Annotated in this window: 25 protein-coding genes; 22 read left to right on the top strand and 3 right to left on the bottom strand. The window is 34.0% G+C overall.

Features of this window, described 5'->3' with window-relative positions:
• Positions 1-286: 286 nt before the first annotated feature.
• The 3 genes from guaB to ACWPKD_RS14105 all read right to left on the bottom strand — a co-directional run bounded on the left by guaB (position 287) and on the right by ACWPKD_RS14105 (position 3,762).
• Positions 287-1,759: an IMP dehydrogenase gene (guaB, locus tag ACWPKD_RS14115; protein ID WP_455413340.1), complete on the bottom strand. Its 1,473-nt coding sequence runs from the start codon at positions 1,757-1,759 to the stop codon at positions 287-289.
• Between the two features lie 92 nt (positions 1,760-1,851).
• Complete coding sequence (locus tag ACWPKD_RS14110) at positions 1,852-2,721, bottom strand: hydroxymethylglutaryl-CoA lyase (protein ID WP_455413339.1); 870 nt, start codon at positions 2,719-2,721, stop codon at positions 1,852-1,854.
• A gap of 21 nt (positions 2,722-2,742) precedes the next feature.
• The gene (locus ACWPKD_RS14105) at positions 2,743-3,762 is read right to left on the bottom strand and encodes a quinone-dependent dihydroorotate dehydrogenase (protein ID WP_455413338.1); all 1,020 of its coding nucleotides are present in this window, start codon (positions 3,760-3,762) and stop codon (positions 2,743-2,745) included.
• Between the two features lie 189 nt (positions 3,763-3,951).
• Between ACWPKD_RS14105 and ACWPKD_RS14100 the strand changes: the two genes are divergently transcribed.
• The 22 genes from ACWPKD_RS14100 (at position 3,952) to ACWPKD_RS13995 (ending at position 21,523) form a co-directional block, all read left to right on the top strand.
• Positions 3,952-5,022 carry a tyrosine-type recombinase/integrase gene (locus ACWPKD_RS14100; RefSeq protein WP_455413337.1) on the top strand — a complete coding sequence of 357 codons (1,071 nt, stop codon included), beginning with the start codon at positions 3,952-3,954 and terminating at the stop codon, positions 5,020-5,022.
• A 617-nt stretch (positions 5,023-5,639) separates the two neighbouring features.
• A complete protein-coding gene (locus tag ACWPKD_RS14095; protein ID WP_455413336.1) occupies positions 5,640-6,203 on the top strand; it encodes a hypothetical protein in 564 nt (187 codons plus the stop codon).
• 820 nt (positions 6,204-7,023) lie between these two features.
• Positions 7,024-7,545 (top strand): hypothetical protein, encoded by a 522-nt coding sequence (locus ACWPKD_RS14090; protein WP_455413335.1) that lies wholly within the window; start codon positions 7,024-7,026, stop codon positions 7,543-7,545.
• Between the two features lie 180 nt (positions 7,546-7,725).
• Positions 7,726-8,142, top strand: a complete 417-nt coding sequence (locus ACWPKD_RS14085) for a hypothetical protein (RefSeq protein WP_455413334.1) — start codon at positions 7,726-7,728, stop codon at positions 8,140-8,142.
• Between the two features lie 197 nt (positions 8,143-8,339).
• Positions 8,340-8,741, top strand: coding sequence for a carboxypeptidase-like regulatory domain-containing protein (locus tag ACWPKD_RS14080; protein ID WP_455413333.1), 402 nt, complete (start codon positions 8,340-8,342; stop codon positions 8,739-8,741).
• A 168-nt stretch (positions 8,742-8,909) separates the two neighbouring features.
• On the top strand, positions 8,910-9,734 hold the full coding sequence (locus ACWPKD_RS14075) for a hypothetical protein (RefSeq protein ID WP_455413332.1): 825 nt from the start codon (positions 8,910-8,912) through the stop codon (positions 9,732-9,734).
• A 177-nt stretch (positions 9,735-9,911) separates the two neighbouring features.
• Positions 9,912-10,490, top strand: a complete 579-nt coding sequence (locus ACWPKD_RS14070) for a hypothetical protein (protein WP_455413331.1) — start codon at positions 9,912-9,914, stop codon at positions 10,488-10,490.
• A gap of 110 nt (positions 10,491-10,600) precedes the next feature.
• Complete coding sequence (locus ACWPKD_RS14065) at positions 10,601-11,173, top strand: hypothetical protein (protein ID WP_455413330.1); 573 nt, start codon at positions 10,601-10,603, stop codon at positions 11,171-11,173.
• A 51-nt stretch (positions 11,174-11,224) separates the two neighbouring features.
• The gene (locus ACWPKD_RS14060) at positions 11,225-11,959 is read left to right on the top strand and encodes a phosphodiester glycosidase family protein (RefSeq protein WP_455413329.1); all 735 of its coding nucleotides are present in this window, start codon (positions 11,225-11,227) and stop codon (positions 11,957-11,959) included.
• A 203-nt stretch (positions 11,960-12,162) separates the two neighbouring features.
• Complete coding sequence (locus tag ACWPKD_RS14055) at positions 12,163-12,552, top strand: DUF1801 domain-containing protein (protein ID WP_455413328.1); 390 nt, start codon at positions 12,163-12,165, stop codon at positions 12,550-12,552.
• Between the two features lie 20 nt (positions 12,553-12,572).
• Entirely contained in the window at positions 12,573-13,031 is a 459-nt protein-coding gene (locus ACWPKD_RS14050; protein WP_455413327.1) for an SRPBCC domain-containing protein, read from the top strand.
• 182 nt (positions 13,032-13,213) lie between these two features.
• A complete protein-coding gene (locus ACWPKD_RS14045; RefSeq protein ID WP_455413326.1) occupies positions 13,214-13,810 on the top strand; it encodes a hypothetical protein in 597 nt (198 codons plus the stop codon).
• A 113-nt stretch (positions 13,811-13,923) separates the two neighbouring features.
• On the top strand, positions 13,924-14,475 hold the full coding sequence (locus tag ACWPKD_RS14040) for an HD domain-containing protein (protein ID WP_455413325.1): 552 nt from the start codon (positions 13,924-13,926) through the stop codon (positions 14,473-14,475).
• Between the two features lie 223 nt (positions 14,476-14,698).
• A complete protein-coding gene (locus ACWPKD_RS14035) occupies positions 14,699-15,142 on the top strand; it encodes a WG repeat-containing protein (protein WP_455413324.1) in 444 nt (147 codons plus the stop codon).
• Between the two features lie 55 nt (positions 15,143-15,197).
• Positions 15,198-15,575, top strand: a complete 378-nt coding sequence (locus ACWPKD_RS14030; protein WP_455413323.1) for a hypothetical protein — start codon at positions 15,198-15,200, stop codon at positions 15,573-15,575.
• 138 nt (positions 15,576-15,713) lie between these two features.
• Positions 15,714-16,007, top strand: a complete 294-nt coding sequence (locus tag ACWPKD_RS14025; RefSeq protein ID WP_455413322.1) for a hypothetical protein — start codon at positions 15,714-15,716, stop codon at positions 16,005-16,007.
• A 264-nt stretch (positions 16,008-16,271) separates the two neighbouring features.
• On the top strand, positions 16,272-17,672 hold the full coding sequence (locus tag ACWPKD_RS14020) for a serine hydrolase domain-containing protein (protein WP_455413321.1): 1,401 nt from the start codon (positions 16,272-16,274) through the stop codon (positions 17,670-17,672).
• Between the two features lie 204 nt (positions 17,673-17,876).
• Positions 17,877-18,437 (top strand): hypothetical protein, encoded by a 561-nt coding sequence (locus ACWPKD_RS14015; protein ID WP_455413320.1) that lies wholly within the window; start codon positions 17,877-17,879, stop codon positions 18,435-18,437.
• A gap of 106 nt (positions 18,438-18,543) precedes the next feature.
• On the top strand, positions 18,544-19,308 hold the full coding sequence (locus tag ACWPKD_RS14010; RefSeq protein ID WP_455413319.1) for a hypothetical protein: 765 nt from the start codon (positions 18,544-18,546) through the stop codon (positions 19,306-19,308).
• Positions 19,309-19,343: 35 nt separating this feature from the next.
• Positions 19,344-19,766 carry a DUF1801 domain-containing protein gene (locus ACWPKD_RS14005; protein ID WP_455413318.1) on the top strand — a complete coding sequence of 141 codons (423 nt, stop codon included), beginning with the start codon at positions 19,344-19,346 and terminating at the stop codon, positions 19,764-19,766.
• Positions 19,767-19,812: 46 nt separating this feature from the next.
• Positions 19,813-20,604: an XAC2610-related protein gene (locus ACWPKD_RS14000; RefSeq protein ID WP_455413317.1), complete on the top strand. Its 792-nt coding sequence runs from the start codon at positions 19,813-19,815 to the stop codon at positions 20,602-20,604.
• Positions 20,605-20,746: 142 nt separating this feature from the next.
• A complete protein-coding gene (locus ACWPKD_RS13995; protein ID WP_455413316.1) occupies positions 20,747-21,523 on the top strand; it encodes a hypothetical protein in 777 nt (258 codons plus the stop codon).
• Positions 21,524-21,564 lie beyond the last annotated feature (41 nt).

Below are 21,564 nucleotides of genomic sequence, written 5' to 3'. Positions count from 1 at the left end.
ATTCGAGTGGCTTTTGTTTTTTTTTTCTCTTGCTTCATGTCTCTTTTCTTTAATAGGAATCTGAAAAACAACTGCTGAATCTAGCCCTGATGGGAGCGGCATCCTTTTTTCGTTGGCTGAAGCTCTCGAAGCCACCGGAAAAAGATTACTTCGTCAGTTCGCTTCGCTCGGGTTAGCGTACAGCAGGAACGGAACGTGTTCTGAAAAGTATTAGTTCTTGCTCCCAAAAAAATAAAGGCATAAAAAAAGCCCCCTAAAAAGGAGGCTTTCTGTATTACTTGTTTTATTATCTCGAATAATTCGGAGCTTCTTTTGTAATGGTTACGTTGTGCGGGTGGCTTTCGCTGATTCCGCTTGAGGTAATGCGTACAAAACGTCCTTTGGTCTGTAACTCCTCGATGGAAGCTGAACCACAGTACCCCATACCGGCTCTTAATCCTCCGATGAATTGTAACATGCTCTCGTTTAGTTCTCCTTTATAAGGCACACGCCCTACGATTCCTTCCGGAACCAGTTTTTTCACATCGTCTTCCACATCCTGGAAATAACGGTCTTTGGAACCTTCTTTCATGGCTTCCACTGAACCCATTCCGCGGTAGGATTTGAATTTTCTTCCTTCGAAAATGATGGTTTCACCCGGAGATTCTTTTGTACCTGCCAATAATGAACCTAACATCACACAGTCTGCACCGGCTGCAATGGCTTTAGGAATATCTCCTGTGTAACGGATTCCACCGTCTGCAATTACGGGAACGCCAGTCCCTCTTAAAGCGGCTGCAACTTCCAAAACTGCAGAAAACTGAGGAAAACCTACACCTGCCACTACACGGGTAGTACAAATGGAACCTGGACCGATACCTACTTTTACGGCATCTGCCCCATTCTCTGCTAAATATAAAGCGGCTTCCGGAGTTGCGATGTTTCCAACTACTACGTCTAATTCAGGGAATTTTGCTTTTACTTCTTTTAGCACCGAAACCACACCTTTAGTATGTCCGTGAGCTGTATCAATGATAACAGCATCTACACCGGCAGCAACTAAAGCGGAAGCTCTGTCTACCGCATCGGCTGTAACTCCTAAAGCGGCAGCAACGCGTAAACGTCCGAATCTGTCTTTATTAGCGTTTGGTTTTTGGGTAAGTTTGGTGATATCTCTGAAAGTAATCAATCCGATCAGTTTGTTTTCGGAATTCACTACCGGTAATTTTTCAATTTTATTGCCTTGAAGGATTTCTTCTGCCTGCGTTAAAGTTGTTCCTTCCGGAGCGGTAACCAGGTTTTGGGAAGTCATCACTTCGGTAATAGCTCGGGAATTGTTTTTTTCAAAACGCAAATCACGGTTGGTAACGATTCCTTTTAAGATAAGATTTTCATCCACTACAGGAATTCCCCCGATGCTGAACTCGCGCATCACTTGTTTTGCATCACCAACTGTAGCTGTTAAGGGTAGGGTTACAGGATCGATGATCATTCCGCTTTCGGCACGTTTTACTTTACGTACTTCAGCAGCTTGTTGTTCGATGGTCATGTTTTTGTGCAAAACCCCTATTCCACCTTCCTGAGCCATAGCAATTGCCATAGCGCTCTCCGTAACGGTATCCATAGCTGCGGATACAACTGGAGCGTTCAGCGTGATGTTTTTCGTAAATTTCGTTTTGATACTTACTTCGCGCGGAAGTACTTCGGAATAGTTGGGAACCAAAAGAACGTCATCGTAGGTTAAACCTTCTCCGACAATTTTAGCTGTGTGTGCTTTCATGTTGCAATTTGTAGTTAAATTGCATGCAAATATAGTCAATTAATTCGGAGTATCAAAACCCAAAACTTAAAGTGTTGTTAAACCTGATGAGATTAATGGTAAACCGTAAAAATTTTCAAAGCTTCATTATAAGCACTTTCAAAACTCAATGCATTTAAATTGGCATCAACTTTATTGGAAGTAAAATAGGAAAGCATCTTTTCGGTAGGCATATTTCCGGTCAAATCGTCTTTGGCCATCGGACAACCACCAAAACCCTGAATCGCACCGTCAAAACGGCGACAACCCGCTTTATAAGCAGCATCAACCTTCTCAAACCATTTATCCGGAGTGGTGTGCAGGTGGGCTCCGAATTCAATTTGAGGATATTTGGGAATAAGGTTTGAAAACAAATAATCAATTACTTCCGGTGTAGAACTTCCAATAGTATCGGACAAGGAAAGAATCTTAACGCCCATTCCGGCCAGTTTTTCAGTCCATTCGCCAACGATTTCCACATTCCAGGGATCACCGTAAGGATTTCCGAAGCCCATTGAAATATAGGTTACGACTTCTTTATTGGATTTATCGGCAATGTTCAAAATTTCGTCCAGAGTCACTAAAGATTCTGCAATCGTTTTATGGGTATTACGCATCTGAAAGTTCTCCGAAATCGAAAAGGGAAACCCTAAATACTGAATTTCAGGATGCACTGAAGCATTTTCCGCTCCTTGCGTATTGGCAATAATCGCTAACAGCTTGCTTTCGGTTTTAGACAAGTCCAATTGTGCCAAAACTTCCGCCGTATCCTGCATTTGTGGGATGGCTTTCGCCGAAACAAAACTTCCGAAATCAATAGTATCAAAACCCACACGAAGCAACGACTGGATGTATTGCACTTTCTTCTCCGTAGGGATAAAGTCTTTGATACCCTGCATCGCATCACGCGGACACTCGATAATTTTTACGTGTTCTGTTTTCATGGAAGCCAAAAGTAAGACTTATTATGCTTTTTCTAAAATCTTTTTGTTGATGGCTTTAACCAACGCCGGCCCTTCATATATAAAACCGGTATACAACTGTACCAAACTCGCGCCGGCTTCCAGTTTTTCGATAGCATCATCTGCAGAATGAATACCACCTACTCCGATAATAGGAAACGCTTTGCCGCTTTTCTCCGATAAAAAACGAATGACTTCCGTAGAACGTTTGGTTAACGGTTTTCCGGATAATCCTCCTGCTTCAATTTTATTAATGGATTGTAAACCTTCACGTGAAATGGTTGTATTGGTGGCAATTACACCTGCAATTTTCGTTTCTTTTACGATATCGATGATGTCCAAAAGCTGCTCATCTGTTAAATCCGGAGCAATTTTTAATAAAATCGGTTTTGGGTTAGCCTTTGCAAGATTCAGATTCTGAAGCGTCTGCAACAATTGTGTCAACGGCTCCTTATCCTGTAATTCCCTCAAATTGGGTGTGTTAGGCGAACTCACATTCACCACAAAATAATCAACGTGATCGAATAAAGCCTCAAAACAGATTTCATAATCCTTAACCGCTTCTTCATTTGGGGTAACTTTATTTTTACCTATGTTTCCACCGATTAATACGCCATTGTTTTTTTTCAGACGTTGTACTGCTTCCTCCACGCCACCATTGTTGAAACCCATTCGGTTAACAATCGCCGAATCTTCACGCAGGCGAAACAATCGCTGTTTAGGATTTCCATCCTGCGCTTTCGGGGTAAGCGTTCCGATTTCGATAAAACCGAAACCAAAATTGGACAGCTCCTGATACAACTTCGCATCTTTGTCAAACCCTGCCGCCAAACCAACCGGATTTTTAAATTTCAAACCAAAAACCTCACGTTCCAAACGCTTGTCGTTCACTTCATAAATCGATTTAAAAAGTGACGAAAAACCTGGAATCTTATTGGCAAAACGAACTGCTGAAAAAGTAAAATGGTGCACTGCTTCCGGATCGAAACAGAATAAAATCGGACGGATTAGTTGTTTGTACATTTTGTGTGTGTTGTTGTGCAAAAGTATTGAATTGTATTAATAATTCAAAGGCAATAATTACGAATCGGTTCACATAAAATCAGATTGAAAAACCAAGAATTCAGACACTTTCCATAAATATTCTTCCTTTAGCATTTTATTTTCTTAAGAAAATTCGTATTTTTAAATATTCTTTTAATACACGCCATCATGATTGATTTAACGCCTTTCAAATTTAGTTTAGGAGCCTATGACAACCAGAAAGTCATCTTCATCCAATTTGACAATAAACCGCAACTCTACCAACAAATCAAGAGTTTGAATGGTGCAAAATGGTCTCCCAACAAGAAAATCTGGTACGTTCCCGATATACCCGAATACAGAACGCTTTTCAATCTCCCGGAAGAACCGGTCGTCGGACAGTTCGTATTGTCAAAAATCACAAAACCAAACCAGAGAGAACTGGAACGCCTTCTTGATCAATTAAAACTGAAAGGATACAGCCCAAACACTTTGCGTTCCTATGCCAACGATTTTGCACAATACCTTTATTACCTGAAAGAAATCAATGCAAAAGACTGCACGGAAAAGGAAGTCCGAGAATACCTTCTGTATTGTATCAACGAATTACGATTAAAAGAAAACACTATCCATTCCAGGATCAATGCCGTAAAGTTTTATTATCAAAAAGTGCTGTTTCAGGATAAGATTTTTTTAGAAATTCCGCGTCCTAAAAAACAAAGCAAACTTCCTAAAGCGCTAAGTATGTATGAAATACGAAGAATTTTTGAAGCCACTGAAAATTTAAAACACAACACCATGTTAAAACTCTGTTATGGAATGGGGTTACGGCTGAGTGAAATCATCAATTTAAAAATCGCCAATATCGACAGTACTTCCATGCGCGTACATATTGAACGTGGAAAAGGAAAGAAAGACCGCTTCGTTAATCTGCCGGAAAGCATCCTCGAACAATTGCGCAACTACTATAAAGAATACCGGCCAAAAGTCTACCTCTTTGAGGGACAGCATGGTGGCCAATACAGCAGTACCAGTATCCAACAAGTATTCAAAAAATCCTTAGAAAAAGCACATATTACCAAAAAAGTAGGCATACACAGCCTCCGACACAGTTTCGCCACCCATTTACTCGAAAACGGAACCGACATTCGCTTCATCCAGGAATTACTGGGACACCGCGATATCAAAACCACTTTTGTCTACACGCATGTAACAGACAATTCCATCAGAAAAATCTCAAGCCCTTTGGATAATCTCTAAAAAACACTACTTTTGAATGTGTAGAAAATATATTTTAATATATACAGAAATCAACAATGTTGTTTTTAAAATATATTTTCACAACCAATTGATTTTAAACAAATTAACAAACTTGTAATTTGTATGCTGGGTGCGTATATTTATGAGTTGTACGTAATTGGCGCGCCCTCCGAAGTTTTACGTTTATGAATCCTCTAGTTTTTTTGTGTAGAAATAAGTAAGGTGTTAACCGCAAGTCTTTGCGATTGGCATCGTGGAAAGTTTTACTTTCAAACGCTTGACAGCGTAAAAGACTTGGCTAAGTTAGTAAAAAAAATCCTATAAATCAATAACGAGAAATATCTTTTACTGACTTTTTATTGCGGAACAAAAAAACTAGTGGAAGCCTAAATTGAACAGATCATATCAAACATATAATCAATTCAATTTAGGTTCATAAAGAAGTGGATAACGTGGAATTCTTTTTTGGAGGAGGTCTTCCAACTCCGTTATTGATAAAAACCTTGGAATGAGAATAAATCAATAACTACGTACAACAGGGGTTTTGCAAAAGCAGGGCAAAAGTGATAATACAAACTTTTTACTATATTTGAACATCAGGGAAAAATCAAAGTTTGGTGCAAGGAAGCCCTGCCTTTGCAAAGCCCCAAACCGTTAGCAACAATTTTAGAATGACGAAACGATTAATTACTTTCATAATTACTCTGATTCCGATGATTTTATTATCGCAGTCAAATGTTTTGTTGGTCGAAAAGAATTTTAAAGGTGTTATATTTCCGAATACTTATAAAAATAGTGCATATAAATTTATTGAAGAAAATAAACGATTTACTCCAGCTAAAGAAGAAATTCAAAGTTTTGAAAACTCATTAAAAAAGAACTTGTCTGGAATAAATAAAAATCGTTTTAATCAGAAATACAAATGTCCTGTAATCCATAGAAATTTGAGAAAATACGTTCGTCAATATTTAGGATTTATCGATGATTCTGGAAAACGATATTTATTAGTAAATTTTCTTTGGGAGAAATCAATTGAGCCGGAATCTGAATATAGAACTGATTTAGCGAACTGGGAAAAACATTGGCAAGTTTGGTTCGATGGTTGTAGTCATTATTGGAATATCAAATATTACATTGAATCTGAATCACTATTTGATCTCCAAATAAATGGATCATCATAAAAACTGTTGCTAACAGCGGTTTTGTGCAAGTGGGGTTTTAGGGATTTATCGGTAAAGGTCAGTGTTTGCACTTCTCTCCTATTTTTCAACTTTTTTCTTTCAGACTTTTCGGTATATTTGTAAACAACAGTAATAAAAATCCCCACCTGCCACAAAGCCGGCGGGACGTTATAGCCAATTTTGGAAAAACTGGAAGGTTAAATAAACTAACAAAACAAACGAAACTTTTATATGGTAGCTGCTTTATTGCTAATTTTTTGTTTGCTTATCAATATTTCAATATACCTTTGGTTAAAACCTGGAAGACGATTACTACATCAACTACTTTCAATTATAGGTCTCTTCTTATTGATTGTATTATTTTTTAAAATTTTTATATCTATTGAATTTAAAAATAAACCATCTGATTCATCATTCTTTTCAATAATGATGGCAAGTTGGGTTATTCTAATATTTAATTTCATGAAAGATTTATCAAATCGAATGAGAGAAAAAGAAATATTTAATTTTCTCAATGATCCATTAATTATTACGATAACCGTAACAGTAATGCAATTTTTATTAATTATTTCACTTGAGTAATATATAATGACTTAATGATTACTCATAGTTAAAACTGGCTATAACAGCGGTTTTATAAAAGCGAGGGTTCGGTGTATAATGGAACGATCCAGCTTTAAAGTCTTTGCTCTAATTTTACATTTTCTCTTTAAAATTTTTCGGTATATTTGAAACTTCAGTAACAAAAGTCCTCGCCTTTATAAAGCCGGCGGGACGTTAACAGCAATTATTACATAACGAAACTTAATAAAAATCATATATGAAATTAAGATTAGTAATATTTATAGTTATCCTTTTTTCCGCCAAAAGCTTCTCGCAAAAAACTATTGAAACTTATAAATTAGAGAATAAAACCTTGGTTGCCAGAATTAGTGAGAATAGCAAAATAGATTTCATATTGGATAAAAATATTTTACTAAATACTGTTAATGAGCAACTAAACGAGAGTTTTAAAAGCTTTGATGAAATAGACATAAAAAGCGGAACTCATAACCAGGAAAACTTCAAATATTATTATCTAGAATTAAAATCTAAAGTATCTAACCAAACTTTGGTAAAATGGTTAAGCAATCGTAACAATAAACTTTATTATGAAGATTCTGAGGATGCTAAATATTCTTCGCTTAACTTTTTTGTTATTTGTGAAGGAAATGAGAATTGCTATCCAAGGTTATTTTTCGATGGTGATAAATATTTCTGGACGTGTAGAGAAACTCCCATTTGTGTCACAAAAGAAGAATCAATTAAAAATCCTTGTAAACAAACAACTGGTTTTTTTTAGTGACTAGAATAACAGCTGTTAACAGCGGTTTTGTGAAATTGGGGTTTTAGGCAAAATTTAAAGGTAATTTTATATATTTGACATCAGTCCTAATGGAATGGTTTGGGAGCAAAAATCCCCAACTCCACAAAGCCGGCGGGACGTTGTGCGTCATTATAACCAAACAATAACTTATATAAAATGAAAAAAATTTTGCCTTTATTATTCATAATCTTATTGATGTCTTGTGAACATAAAATTGTAACAAGAAATAACAATCCTAATGATATTAAAGATGCTGAAAAAGAACTTTCTAAAGTTTATGAATTAATTGCTGCTGGAGACACTTTGAACTTAAAAAACCGTTTCAAAGATGGCAAATGGGCTGATTTTAAAAAAATATTAGAAAAAACCAAAACACTTAATGGAGAAATACTAAAAGTTCAAAATTCTAGAATACAAACTGTTGTAAAAAAAAATAACGAGGAAAAACCTTTTAAACGTTACGAATATGAAGTAAATGTAACTTATGAAAAAGGAAAAACGATAGAAACCATTGGTCTTGAATCTTATAATGACATAATGTATATTGATAGTTTTTGGTTTAAATTACAATAAAAAAATAACGTCGCACAACAGCGGTTTTATAAAATGGCTGGCGACGGTGTTTAATTGGAGGAGTTCAAGCTTAGATTTCTTCTTTTCCTTCAACTTTTTTCTTCCAAACTTTTCGGTATATTTGTAAACATCAGTAACAAAAATCCGCCACTTTATAAAGCCGGCGGGACGTTAGCAACCATTACGAGCAACTATCAATGAAAAACATTATAAAATTTCTAACCGTTTTTATTTCTTGTTTGAGTTTATTAGGTTGCAAGACAGTAAAAAATTCCGACAGTGTAAGTATTAAAGGGAATGTTGATATTGTTACGGATAGAATCGACGAAAACATAAACTCTGGCGGAATTGTAAAAGGCTACGTATATTCGAAAGTCGACAAAAAATATATTGAAGGAGCAATAATTGAAATAGATAATAAGAAATATTATACTAATGAAAAAGGTTACTTTAATGCAAAAGTAAATTCGGGAACGTATAAAATTGCTGCAATTTTTATTGGACACACTTCAATAACGATAAATAATTTAAAAGTTGAAGAAAAGCATAATTTGGATATTCGTTTTGAACTTGGGACTCAAATGATAATCTGTAAGTAAAACGGTTGCTAACAGCGGTTTTATAAAATGGCGGAGTCAGTTCATAATAGGACGAGCTGGAATCAATCAATCTTTTTGCTAAATTTGAAAAATCAATAATAAAAAGTCCGCCACTTTATAAAGCCGGCGGGACGTTAGTGGCTATTTAACCCAAAAAGATCAAAATAAATGAAAAGACAAAATATTTTTATAATAATGATTTCATTTTTTGTGTTAATATCTTGTGATAGAAAAAGAGAAAAAACCGTCCAAAAAAAACTTCCAATTGTATATAATATTGATGTTTATCGTAACTTGAAAAACAAAAATGTTACAATAATTGACACTTCGTGTATAAATGGCACAAAAAGAGCAAAACAAGATATTAAGAATGGTAAATTATCTTATTTGTATTATCCACCAATGTTTAGATCTTTTAGAGGTGAAGAAGAATTTAAAAACATTTTAAAAGAAAACAACATAAAAATTATCATGGGTTTTTCTAGCTGTATTCATTTAGGAACACCGAAAGGATTTAAAGAAAATTGCTATGAAAAAATAATGGCAAAAGAAATTGAAAATAAGTTTGGAACTAACTTTATAGATTCATTAAAAATAGTCGCAGAAAAAAGATACATCATAAAAAATCCAGAAACTATTTATACTTACGAAGAATGTGATACAATCTCAAGATACCCAAACACAAAGAATTATTCAGATTTCTTTGAAAAACCTACTAGAGATTTTGACTCTTTATATCCTTATCCAAAAAATTACGACCACAAAGCAGAAAAATTATTTTCAACAACTGTAATCAACTTTATTTTACTTAAAAACGGAAAAATAAAAAATGTAGTTGCAGAAACTGATTTCATAAATCCTAATAACAGAAGATTTATAAGTTCATTTCAAAAGAAAGCTATAGAATTTGTAAAAAACACAAAATGGATTCCTTCAAAAAAACAAGGAATAAATGTGAATAGTGAAATGAGAATAATTTTAGAACATAAATAAACAGCCACTAACAGCGGTTTTGTAAAAGCGGGGTTTTAGGATTTATCAGCAAGGATCGGTGTTTGCACTTCTCTCCTATTTTTCAACTTTTTTCCTTCAATCTTTTCGGTATATTTGCAAACATCAGTAACAATAAATCCGCCACTTTATAAAGCCCCGGGACGTTAGCAATAATTTATGAGAAAAGCTTTTTATTATATATCGATATTAATTATAACTCTTTCTTGCTCGGAGAAAAAGACTCAAAAAGAAAACATTAAAATTAAAAATATTAAATCTGATACTGTCTCTAAAACAGATGATGATGAATTAGAAGACAATTCTGATTGTATATTTGATGACAATTACAAAAAAATAACAGAAGATTGGCTAAATGAAGTTGAAATCAAAAAATATGTTTGGGATCCAGAAAACAACAAAGCGATATTTGTCTATAACGAAGATACTTTAACCTTGTACAGAGGTGGTTGTAACCATTTTATCAGTTCCGTAGAAATTAAAACAGAAATCTACCCCAATAAAGCGCTAGACAGTACTCTATTAAAAAAAATCAATGATATAGCATGCAAATTTAAATTTAACAATTATTGCAAAAAGCTTATTGAAGGTGAGTTTAAAAAAATTGACAATGGCAATTCATCATTTTTTTTGGAATTTGAAGATGATGATCCGGAAGATAATTTAATTTCCGAAGGCATTCAAATTTTAGAAAAAGAAAAAAGGACAATTATTAAAATGTCAGAATATTACAATTAAAAACTACTGCTAACAACGATCTATAAAATGATGAAGACATTGTTAATGGGACGATTCCGCTTTAAAGCCGGCTGGACTTTAGCGATAATTTAAAACCAAACCCCTTAAATATGAGTATCAAAAGAATAGTCCTCTTTATTTCTTTATTCATTACTTCCCAAAATTGTTTTTCAAAAGAGTTCCTTTTAAAAGACTTAGATAATGACAATATAAAAGACCAGATAATTTTTGATAAAAAAAATGCTCAAATAATTTGTAAACTGTCAACGCAAAATTCTGTTCCAATCAGAAGTAAAAAATTGGAATATTTAAATGATACGTCCGGCATTGAGTTGACGAAAAATGGGTTTCAATTTTACAATCATTCCATGAGATCGGGATATTATTGTCATTTTAGATATGATCCTAAAGAAAATAAAATTCAACTAATTGGAATGAGCCGATACAATTTAGGAGATGCAATGCAAAATGGCAGTGGCGAATCAAGTGTAAATCTATTAACAAATAAATATATTGGCGAATGGATTCGTTTCAATGAAAAAAATCAAAAACACGTTAAGGTTCCTACAATAAAAAAAGAATATGTCGTCAAAAAAGTTTACTTAGAAAATTTCAGTGTCAAACAACCCGATGACTTTGTTGATTTTTGCGATAATCTAAGAAACACAATTGTCTATAAATAAAAGTCCGCCACTTTATAAAGCCGGCCGGACGCAACTTCAACAATCCCAAAAATGACGAAAAAAGCAGCTGTCCTATTTTTAATTATACTTTCAGCAATTTCAGTTGGTTTTGGTTTTTTGGGTCAATCTGAAAAATCAAAAGTTGATGATGACCGTTTTATCAGTCATACCGTTAATCCAAAAAAACAAAATATTGCATTTTATTGGAAAAACGAAAAGGGTGAAAATTTTAAAAATGCTGAAAATCTAAAGTTTTGGCTGAAAAAACATAAACGGGAACTTGTTTTCGCAACGAATGGCGGAATGTATAAAAAAGACAATTCACCTCAAGGACTTTATATTGAAAATAAGATTACGAAAATTGAAATTGACACAGCAAAAGGTAATGGCAATTTTTATCTTAAACCAAATGGCGTTTTCTATATAACAGTTGACAAAACACCAAATATTTGCTTAACGAATGATTTTGCTGATAATGGTAAAATAAAATATGCTACACAATCAGGACCGATGTTGTTGATCAATGGAAAAATTCATTCGGCATTTAAAGAAAGCTCGACAAACTTAAATATTCGAAATGGTGTTGGAATTTTACCAAACAATGAAATACTATTCGCAATGTCGAAAAAGGAAATAAACTTCTATGAATTTGCACAATATTTCAAAAAACTTGGTTGCAAAAATGCTTTATATTTAGATGGATTTGTTTCGCGAACCTATTTACCAGAAAAAAAATGGATACAAACAGATGGCAATTTCGGAGTCATAATTGGTGTGACAAAATAAAGCATTGCAGCAGTTAACCGGGTTTTGTGCAAAAGGTTTTCGGGTGTGAATCGACATGAGCCAGTGTATGCACTTTCTTCTTTCTTTTGTGAATTTTTCTTTCTAACTTTTCGGTATATTTGTATACATCGGTAACAAAAAACCGCCTCTTATAAAGCCGTTGGGACGTTATAAACTAAGTTAAAGACTGTGACACAAACACTATGAACTCAGAAATTCAATCATTTAACGACAAGCAAACATTAGGCGACAAAGAAATTTGTGACTTGCTTGCCAATAGCATTGACAACGAACTAACCGAAGCTGAAAACAAAATTTGGCATGCACATCCTGTTTGGTTTCTGGACGGCAACCCGATTACTGGTTACAGCAAACAGAAAAAGGGAATCAGACTGATGTTTTGGAGTGGTGCTGATTTTGACGAAATTGAACTTAATGTTAAAGGTGAGAAATTCAAAGACGCTTCAATTTTTTACAACAAACTATCAGAGATCAATACTGATGACCTGAAAAGATGGCTGATTAAATCGAAGGAAATTCAATGGGATTATAAAAACTTAGTGAAGAGAAAAGGACAACTCCTAAAATTATAAAAACCAAACGCTTTATATTTATGAAAAAACTTCAATTCAAAGTACACATCAATGCTCCGGTGACCAAGATATATGATTTTATGCTTGGCCTTAACAGCAAATCAACTTATGAGCAATGGACTGCTTCGTTTAATCCTACATCTACCTATGAAGGAAATTGGGACAAGGGAAATAAAATCCTATTTATCGGAGTAGACGAGAAAGGTGAAAAGGGCGGTATGGTTTCCAGGATAGCTGAAAACATTCCCAATAAATTTGTTTCAATTCAACATTACGGTCTTTTGAAAGCTGACAAGGAAATTATAGAAGGACCGGAAGTGGAAAAATGGGCAAACGGATTCGAAAACTATACCTTCGAAGAAAATAATGGAACTACAACCATTATTGTTGACTTAGATATCATTGAAGATTTTTCAGATTATATGAACGAGCACTACCCAAAAGCACTCAACAAGTTGAAAGAACTCTGTGAAAACTAACAATTTCAAGAATATCTAAAACACAAAGGAACAAACACAGCCTATAGCAGCGGTTTTGTGCAAGTGGGGTTTTGGATTTATCAGTAAAAAAACCATCTCTTTATAAAGCCGTAGGGATATTAGCACCGAGCCAGGCATAACATTTCGTTATAAGATTGCAACCACAATTTGACAAATAATTTATGGCAAGTGAATTGAATATTTACAGTTTATACAAGCTTCAAAACGAAGACAAATACTATTTACTGAGAACTGAAAGACCGGGTTTTTCAAATGCTTCACAAAATCAAGAAGATTTGGCTCATAGTATTGAAGAAAATAAACGAGACTATATTTTAAAACTTATCAAGCAAAAATATAATGAAGGGCATGAAGTCACTTTTGATTTAATCGGAAAATCAGAAGACTATGCTATTGGAGATAAATTATATGTTGACCGAGGAGGATTTGATTTAAATCTTTACTACCTGGAATCTGAATTTGGCAAACCTTGGATACTGATTGGAAATTCGGATTCGGAAACAGATTTTTTAAAAGAAATAAATGATGATGATGATTTATCAGGTTTTAACCCTGAAGGAAAGCCTAAAAATATTTTGGTAACATTTGTAACCGAAAACGATTTTGACCTCTCAAAATTAGCTTATTTCAACACTAAAGATGTAAGACCGACTGAAACTTTAGAATCAAATGAGCTACAGCCAACAGCGGATATAAAAAATAACGGCTTTAAGGATTTATTAGGGAAAATTCGTGATTTCTTTTCTTCATCGAAGTAAGATTCATTCCCCTTTTTTTCTGGTATATTTATAAACATCAGCATCTAATCATACGAAACGACTTAAAGCCATCGGGACGTTATCAACTATACTATAAAGCCAAAAATAAAAGCATGGAAACACAAAACATCTATCAGAACACGATAAAGTTTGCAGCGGAAAAACACGCTGAAAATAACCAAACTATTCCTGGAACGAATCTACCATATGTTGTTCATTTGAGCAATGTGGCAATGGAAATTCTGATAGCTTTTCAAGAGACAAAACATTTCAACATTGACTTTGCCATACAAGTAGCTTTACTTCATGATACTTTAGAAGACACCGACACAACTTTTGAAGAACTTAAAGAAAATTTCAGCTTAGAAATTGCAAATGCTGTTGCTGCTTTGACAAAAAGAAATGATATTCCGAAAGACGAAAAAATGAACGATAGTTTAAATCGTATCAAAGAATTATCTAAAGAAGTCTGGGCTGTAAAATTAGCTGACAGAATAACGAATCTTCAATCCCCGCCTACGCATTGGAATTTTGAAAAAATACAAGAATATAAAAAAGAAGCCGCTCAAATTCTTCAGGAATTAAATGGCGCAAATACTTATCTGGAAAACAGACTGAAAGAGAAAATCGACGAGTATGCAAAATATTGCGTAGCTTCATTATAAAAGTACAATTACTAACAGCAGTTTGAGCTATAGTTAAGTTCGCTGTCAATCGGTAATGGTCAGTGTATATTTCCCTTTCTGAATAATAAGTTTTTTCTCTCAAACTTTTCGATATATTTGTAAACATCAGTAACAGAAGCCCTCGCCTTTATAAAGCCGGCGGGACATCAGATGCTATTTTAAGTTTGATCGCAAAATTCCAAGAATTTAAACCCGAAAACAAATGAAAAACAGATTATTGCTTTTACTGCTTATTTTACTTTCCAATCTAAGCTATTCGCAAAATGATTACAAAAAAGTTTATAATTATGATGAGTATCATAAAGATTGGGCTTTAGTAAAATCCATTGCCGGGACTTATGGATTTATTGACAAAAACGGAAAAGAAGTTGTGCAACCCATATATGATAAAATTGAAAAATTTAAATATAACGCTGGAGAATATGCTTTAGTTAAAAGTGTTGCCGAGACTTTCGGACTGATTAACAGAGACGGAAAAGAAGTTGTCAAAACAATTTATGCCAAGATTGGAGAATTTGGAGCGATTGAAAAAGATTTAGCTTTGGTTAAAAGTGTCTCCGGAACTTTCGGTTTTATTGACAAAAACGGAAAAGAAGTTGTCCCTGTCATTTATTCAAGCTTAAATGAAGCTAAAGAGAAAGTTTAAAATGTATTGAAATAATTAAAAAAAAAGCAGCTAACATTGGCTTTAGACAAACTTCATGAACACCAAAAAAATCAAAATAGCAGTTTCATTTTTAGTTATTCTGATAGTTTCAATACTTATCTTCCAGTATAAAAAGAATGATTCGTGCGAAGGATGTGGAGGCTGTGATTACAAAAAATTTGTCGACAGTGTAAAAGTCGAAAAAATTGTTTGGGAAAAGGACTCGATAGATTTCATGTATCTGAAATCAACAATTGATACTAACATAGAATACCAAATTGATCGCCATGAATTTGAAATGGTAATCGAGAAAAACTTTGACGAAAAACTAATTACCGATACATTAAACAAATACAGGATATCTGGAGAGATCATTACAAAAGGTAGTTGCGCCCCATATATTATTGAGAAAATGAAATTATGTAAAAAATAAACTGCCATAACAGTTTTAAATAATAGTGAAAGCCTCTGTTCCTAATCAACTCTTTCTTCTGACTTTTCGGGATATTTATAAACATCGACAACAAAAACCCGCACTGTTCAAAATCTGCGGGAACTTAACGGAAATTTTATGGCAATGCAATTCTTAAAGACAACAACACTATTTTTTATACTAAGCCTAATTGCATTTTCAGGAATATTGATCTCATCGGTAATTATGATTAATCAAAATGGCATGGACGCAAGACTGCAAGGTTGGGTAAACTTACTCTGGTTACCACTGCCTGTTTTAGTGATTACGATTGACAGAATTTGTGTTAGAAAATTCGGAGCCAAAAAAGTAAACAAGAACGAACTGTATATTTTGGCAATCTTAATTATGCTTTTTATTATCAATTGGATAAGATTACAACTGCAAAGATAACAATGAAAAAACCACTAGTCCTACTCGCCATTTTGCCTTTAATAATTGCCTGTCAGGAAAAATTTAACGGAGAAAACGAGCAACTTTTTTATAGAATTTCTGAGTTCAGTATTTGCATTTCTTTCTTTAGAATAAGTTTTTTCTCTCAGTCTTTTCGGTATATTTGTTGACATCAGTAATGAAGGCCCATCACTTTTTAAAACCGGCGGAATGCCATTAAAAATTTATCCATCAAACAAATCAGGTTTCAATTAAAAATAAAAAATGAATAAAACATTCTTACTAGTATTAGTACTTATTACAAACACTTTATTTGCACAAAAAACTCAAAAATTAGACAGCTTATTTCAAAAATTGAGTTTAAATAAAGAGTTTAACGGAAATGTATTAATTGCTGAAAAAGGCAAAGTCATTTATCAAAACAGTTTTGGTTTAGGAAATGAAACTACTAATGAAAAATTAAATGAAAAATCAATTTTTGAATTGGCTTCTGTCTCCAAACAATTTACTGCATTTGCCATTGTACTACTTAAGGAAAAAGGAAAGCTAAAATATGATGACAAAATCGGGCAAATCCTACCCGAGTTAGCATGCTACGAAAATGTAACGGTTCGCCATTTACTTAACCATACCAGCGGCTTACCCGACTACATGAAAATATTAGATAGTTTATTGATAGATGAAACCTGGGACAATAAAACCAAAATTGCTACTAACAAAGACATCATAACCGTCTATGAAAAATACAAACCCAGTTTATTATTCGAACCAAACGAAAAATGGGAATACAGCAATACCGGTTATGCAATCCTTGCTTCTGTAATTGAAAAAGTAAGTGGAAAAACATATGCAGAATTTTTAAAGTCTGAGATTTTCAAACCCTTGAAAATGAACAGCACATTTGTGTATACACGCCGATTAAGTCCACAAAAAATAAACAACTATGCTTTGGGTTATGTTTATTCAAATAGTTCAAAAACAAATATGCTTCCAGATCAAGTAAAAGGATTAGATTTATATGTCTATACACTAGATGGGATCGTTGGAGACGGAACTGTGAATTCAACCGTAAATGATTTATTGCTATGGGACAGAAGTTTATATTCAAACCAATTGGTATCTAAAAACGGGATGTCAGAAATTTTTAATCCTTCCACATTAAATGACAAAACATCAACAAAATATGGCTTTGGCTGGATGATCAATACTAACAATGAAACATTTGGCAAAATTGCTAATCATAGCGGTGGCTGGCCAGGTTACATTACTTTTATCGAAAGACATATTGATAATGACAAAACCATAATTTTATTGCAAAACAACGATAATGACAGGACTAAAATCCCAACAAAACAAATCAGGGAAATCCTCTATAATATTAAGCCGTTAACTTTTACTGAAGACTATTTAAAAAAGATAAGCGGGAACTATAAAACCGAAAAAGGCGACACAAAAAGGATACTGCACGAAAACGGAAAATTATTTATTCCAATGAGTGAGGAAGATAAATTTGAATTAGAACCCATCAGCAAAACGCAATTTAAAGTTATTGGATTTAACCCTGAAGTAAGGTATGAGTTTGTATTTGAAAATGAAAAAGTTAAAAAATACATAGTGACACAACCTGAACAAGGAATCAGAAAAGAAGCAATAAAAATAGATTAAAAAGTTTCTGCAACAAGGGTTTTATAAAATTGCTGTGCTTGGTGATTAAGAGACGATTCGACTTAAAAGTCTTAGATCCTATTCAATTTATTCCTTTCTGACTTTTCGGTATATTTGTAAACATCAGTGATAAATCCATCACATTTTAAAGACGGCGGGACGTTACCTTCAATTATGAAAACAAGCAGCTCCAAAACAATATTCATGTTAGGTTTAGTTCTAATGCTTTTTGGATCTTCCTGTTATAATTCCAACGCCGTAGACAAATATGGAATGACTTGGAGAAAAACCAGCTATGATTTATGGATTTCGCAAAACGGAAAGCTCGCGATAAAAAGTTTCGAGGTTGCTGACGACGGAACCAAAGAAAATATCTTTATCGATCAATTCCCGGATGGAAAATCTTTAAACAGCATAGTAGACACACTAACATTCAAAAACTTAGGAAACTATTTCTACAAGGACAAAAATCATGTTTATAAACATTACGATATGTCCGACGGAGGGCATTTTCTAATGGTTGATGGCGCAGATCCAAAAACGTTTATCATAATCAGCGACTGCTATGCAAAAGATAAAACTTCCGTTTATTGTGAAAGATATGGGAGATTAGATATGGTTGATTATGAAACTTTTAAAACTACAGATGAAATTGGGTGTTTCGCCAAAGATAAAAACGGTTATTATTTTAGAGATGAAAAAATCGACACGACAAGTGCTGATGAGGAGCTTCAAAAAATAATTCAAAAGCTTAAAAAAATGTAACAGCGGTTTAAGAGATTATTCAAAAATCAAATTTTCACAAAGTATTATTAGACTAAAAGCAACAACACAAAGGCTTAAAAACCTACAAGACATTAGCAGTCACACTATGAAACAAATTGCACAAACAGTCCTTTTTACAATCTTGACGGCACTTCTTTTGTCTGCTGCATCGTGCCGGAAAACTGCGAAAAATTTCGACAAAAGCAGTTTCAGAAATGATTCAGGTTTTGTTTCCTTAAAAAACGGGAAAGATTTTCTCATCGAATTAAATAAAAATGACACCCTTGGTATTTCAGTTGAAAAGCTAAATGAAAACGACACTATCGGTAAATATTACAAAAAAGAGAACAGTCCGAATACCGTAATGTACCTCAATGACGTAGTGAACACAAAACTAGCGCCTTCCCAATTCCTTTTGGAAATCGACCCAAACGGAAATATTATCAAAAGTGAACGCTATATAAACGGGAATTATCTTTGCTGCCGGGAAAACAAATTTGACGGTTTTGGTAAAATCAACGATTATTTTTTCCTGAAAGTATGCGGCACAGGATCTGCTTATTGCTCAGGTTCACTTTATGTTTTCAAAGAAATAACACCGCAGAATGATTTAAATGAAATACTTCAAAGCCTGTACTCCGGAATGTGCGTTCCTTATGAAAATCAATTTCTGTCTTGCCGGTTAACCTCAAAAATAGAAACCAGACCGAACTCATTGGTTTTTCATTATAAATACGACAAAGACATTGAAACTGAATCCAATAAGTTCAAAACTAAAATGACCGAGAACTTTGATGTGGAATACATCTCAAAAGACAATAAATGGATTGCACTGGACAGTACAAAACTAAACCAGATCGATTATTATTAAAGTAAACAGACAATCAACCTGTTAATTAATATTTTATGAGTGTAGAAGAACAAATCAATGCCTATATTTCCGGCCAGCCCGAACCAAAACGCAACGACATGCAAGCGCTTCACCACCTCATTCAAGAACTTATGCCGGCTTGTCAATTATGGTTTCTGGACGGTAAAAACAGTGAGAACAAAACGGTTTCCAATCCTAATATAGGCTATGGCGTTCATACCCTAAAATACGCTGGCGGGAAAACAAGAGAATTTTATCAGATCGGCCTCAGTGCGAACACAACGGGAATCTCTGTCTATGTTCTCGGGATTGAAAACAAGAAATTTTTAGCTGAAACCTTTGGAAAAAAAATCGGTAAAGCAAGTGTAAGCGGCTATTGCATTAAATTCAAATCCCTGAACGACATAAACGTTGCTGTGCTTAAAGAAGCTATTCGTTATGCAACTGACGCCTCATAAAAGAATTCAAAAGCAAGTAAAAAACAAGTTATCTCTGTAAAACATTATGTTTAAACAACCATTGCTGATCCTGGTGCTGATCTTTACCTTTTTTGGCTGTCAAAAAACTAAAAAGCTGTCGGAAACAGAGCGCTACTTCATCAATAAACTGACCACCGAAAAATCATCCGATACTTTCGAGGAAGATTCAGAACACGGCTACATCAAAATTGGAAATTTTTTAAATCCAACGAAGAAAAACGCTGTGGTCATAAGCTTTGACACGATTACGACTTTTACGGTTTACGAATTGAAAAAAGACCAATGGACGCAGATCTACCAACAAAAAAAGGCAAATTTCTCTAGGATAAACGGTCTTGAAGCTTACATTGAAGACTATAATTTTGATGGTGTTAAAGATATTGGGATCAAAAATGAAGTTTCAAACGGCACCGCAATTCTGACCTTTCATTTATGGCTTTCAGATAAAAATTCTTTTTCCTATGTCCCTGATTTTGAAGAAATAGGGAATCCGGTGCTTCTGAATAAAATAAAAACCATTCAGGGTTTCAAAGCCTGTTGTGTGTATAATGAAATAACACTGGGCGAGTATCACTGGGAGAAACACAAACTTATTAAAACCGAGGAATTGGAAATAAGCAATTACCCGTCCGGAATTGAAGCCACTTTAAAAAACATACCAAAAAAAACCGAACGTAAAATAACGCTTTCAGGAAATGATATTTCGAAGATTATCCAGAAATATAGCCTCGAAAAATGGCAACTGAATGACACTGTCGCAAACACCGGTTTACTTCGTCAGTTCGCTTCGCTCGGGTTAAAGAATCGCTCGCATTGACCAATAAAGGGATTTAACTTTAAAAACCTATACTCCTGCCCGATTTCTTTCTTCAATCTTTCGGTATATTTGTATGCTTTTGCGGTAAAATTCATTCATTTATTAAAGCAGAACGACCATAACTACTATTTTAAAATTTTTCATGAAAAAGACATTCTGTTTATTTGTACTACTAACCACATTAATAAGTTGCAATAAGAATACACCCGAAAGCAAACCCATTTCGGCACAAAAAACCAAGATTGAAAAAAAGGAAAAATTTGAGGCTGTTACCTATCAAAATGATGCCATTCTGCTAACGGATACTATCAAAATTTATGATTCCCAACAAAATGTCATCCGCGAAATCACAAATGTTTATGGTAAAGTTGTTACTATTGACAGTATATCCAAAAACAAGTTTGACTTAACCAATTCCGGTGAACGTTGCAATTTGCATAATTTCGTAAAAGTAACAGGACCTAACATTTCAGGCTGGGTTTATGGGCGGTTTTTGTTTGAAAAAGAAAACCAAAAAAGAGATAAAACACTCAATATTGATACTGTAAAGTTTCAAATAATCCCTACCAAGAATTTTAATATCGGTGTTTATGATGAAGAAACCGAAGGCTTATCCTTTTGTGGTGAAAATCAAAATCCTGTGCTGTTTTATAATGGGTTATACAACAAGTATGAATATCTGCCGTTATACCCAAAAAACGAAAATTATGATGAAAATTATCTGACCCTTGACGCACACGATGGCTGGATGGATGAGATCAAAAATTACAGCTTGAAAGAAAACGTTTTAACCCCTGAAATTTATCGCGAATACCAGGAAGGATCTGCAACTATTACTGTCGAAATCGAATTAAACAAAAAACAGTCAACCTGTAAGGTCACCAAGATTGAAAAAAGGGACGGCTCTGTTGAAGAATAACAACATTTATTTGCTCCGTTTCCACTTCTTCCGCTCATTCT

Source organism: Flavobacterium pedocola (genome assembly GCF_053764385.1).
This window is presented reverse-complemented; position numbering and strand designations above follow the sequence as displayed.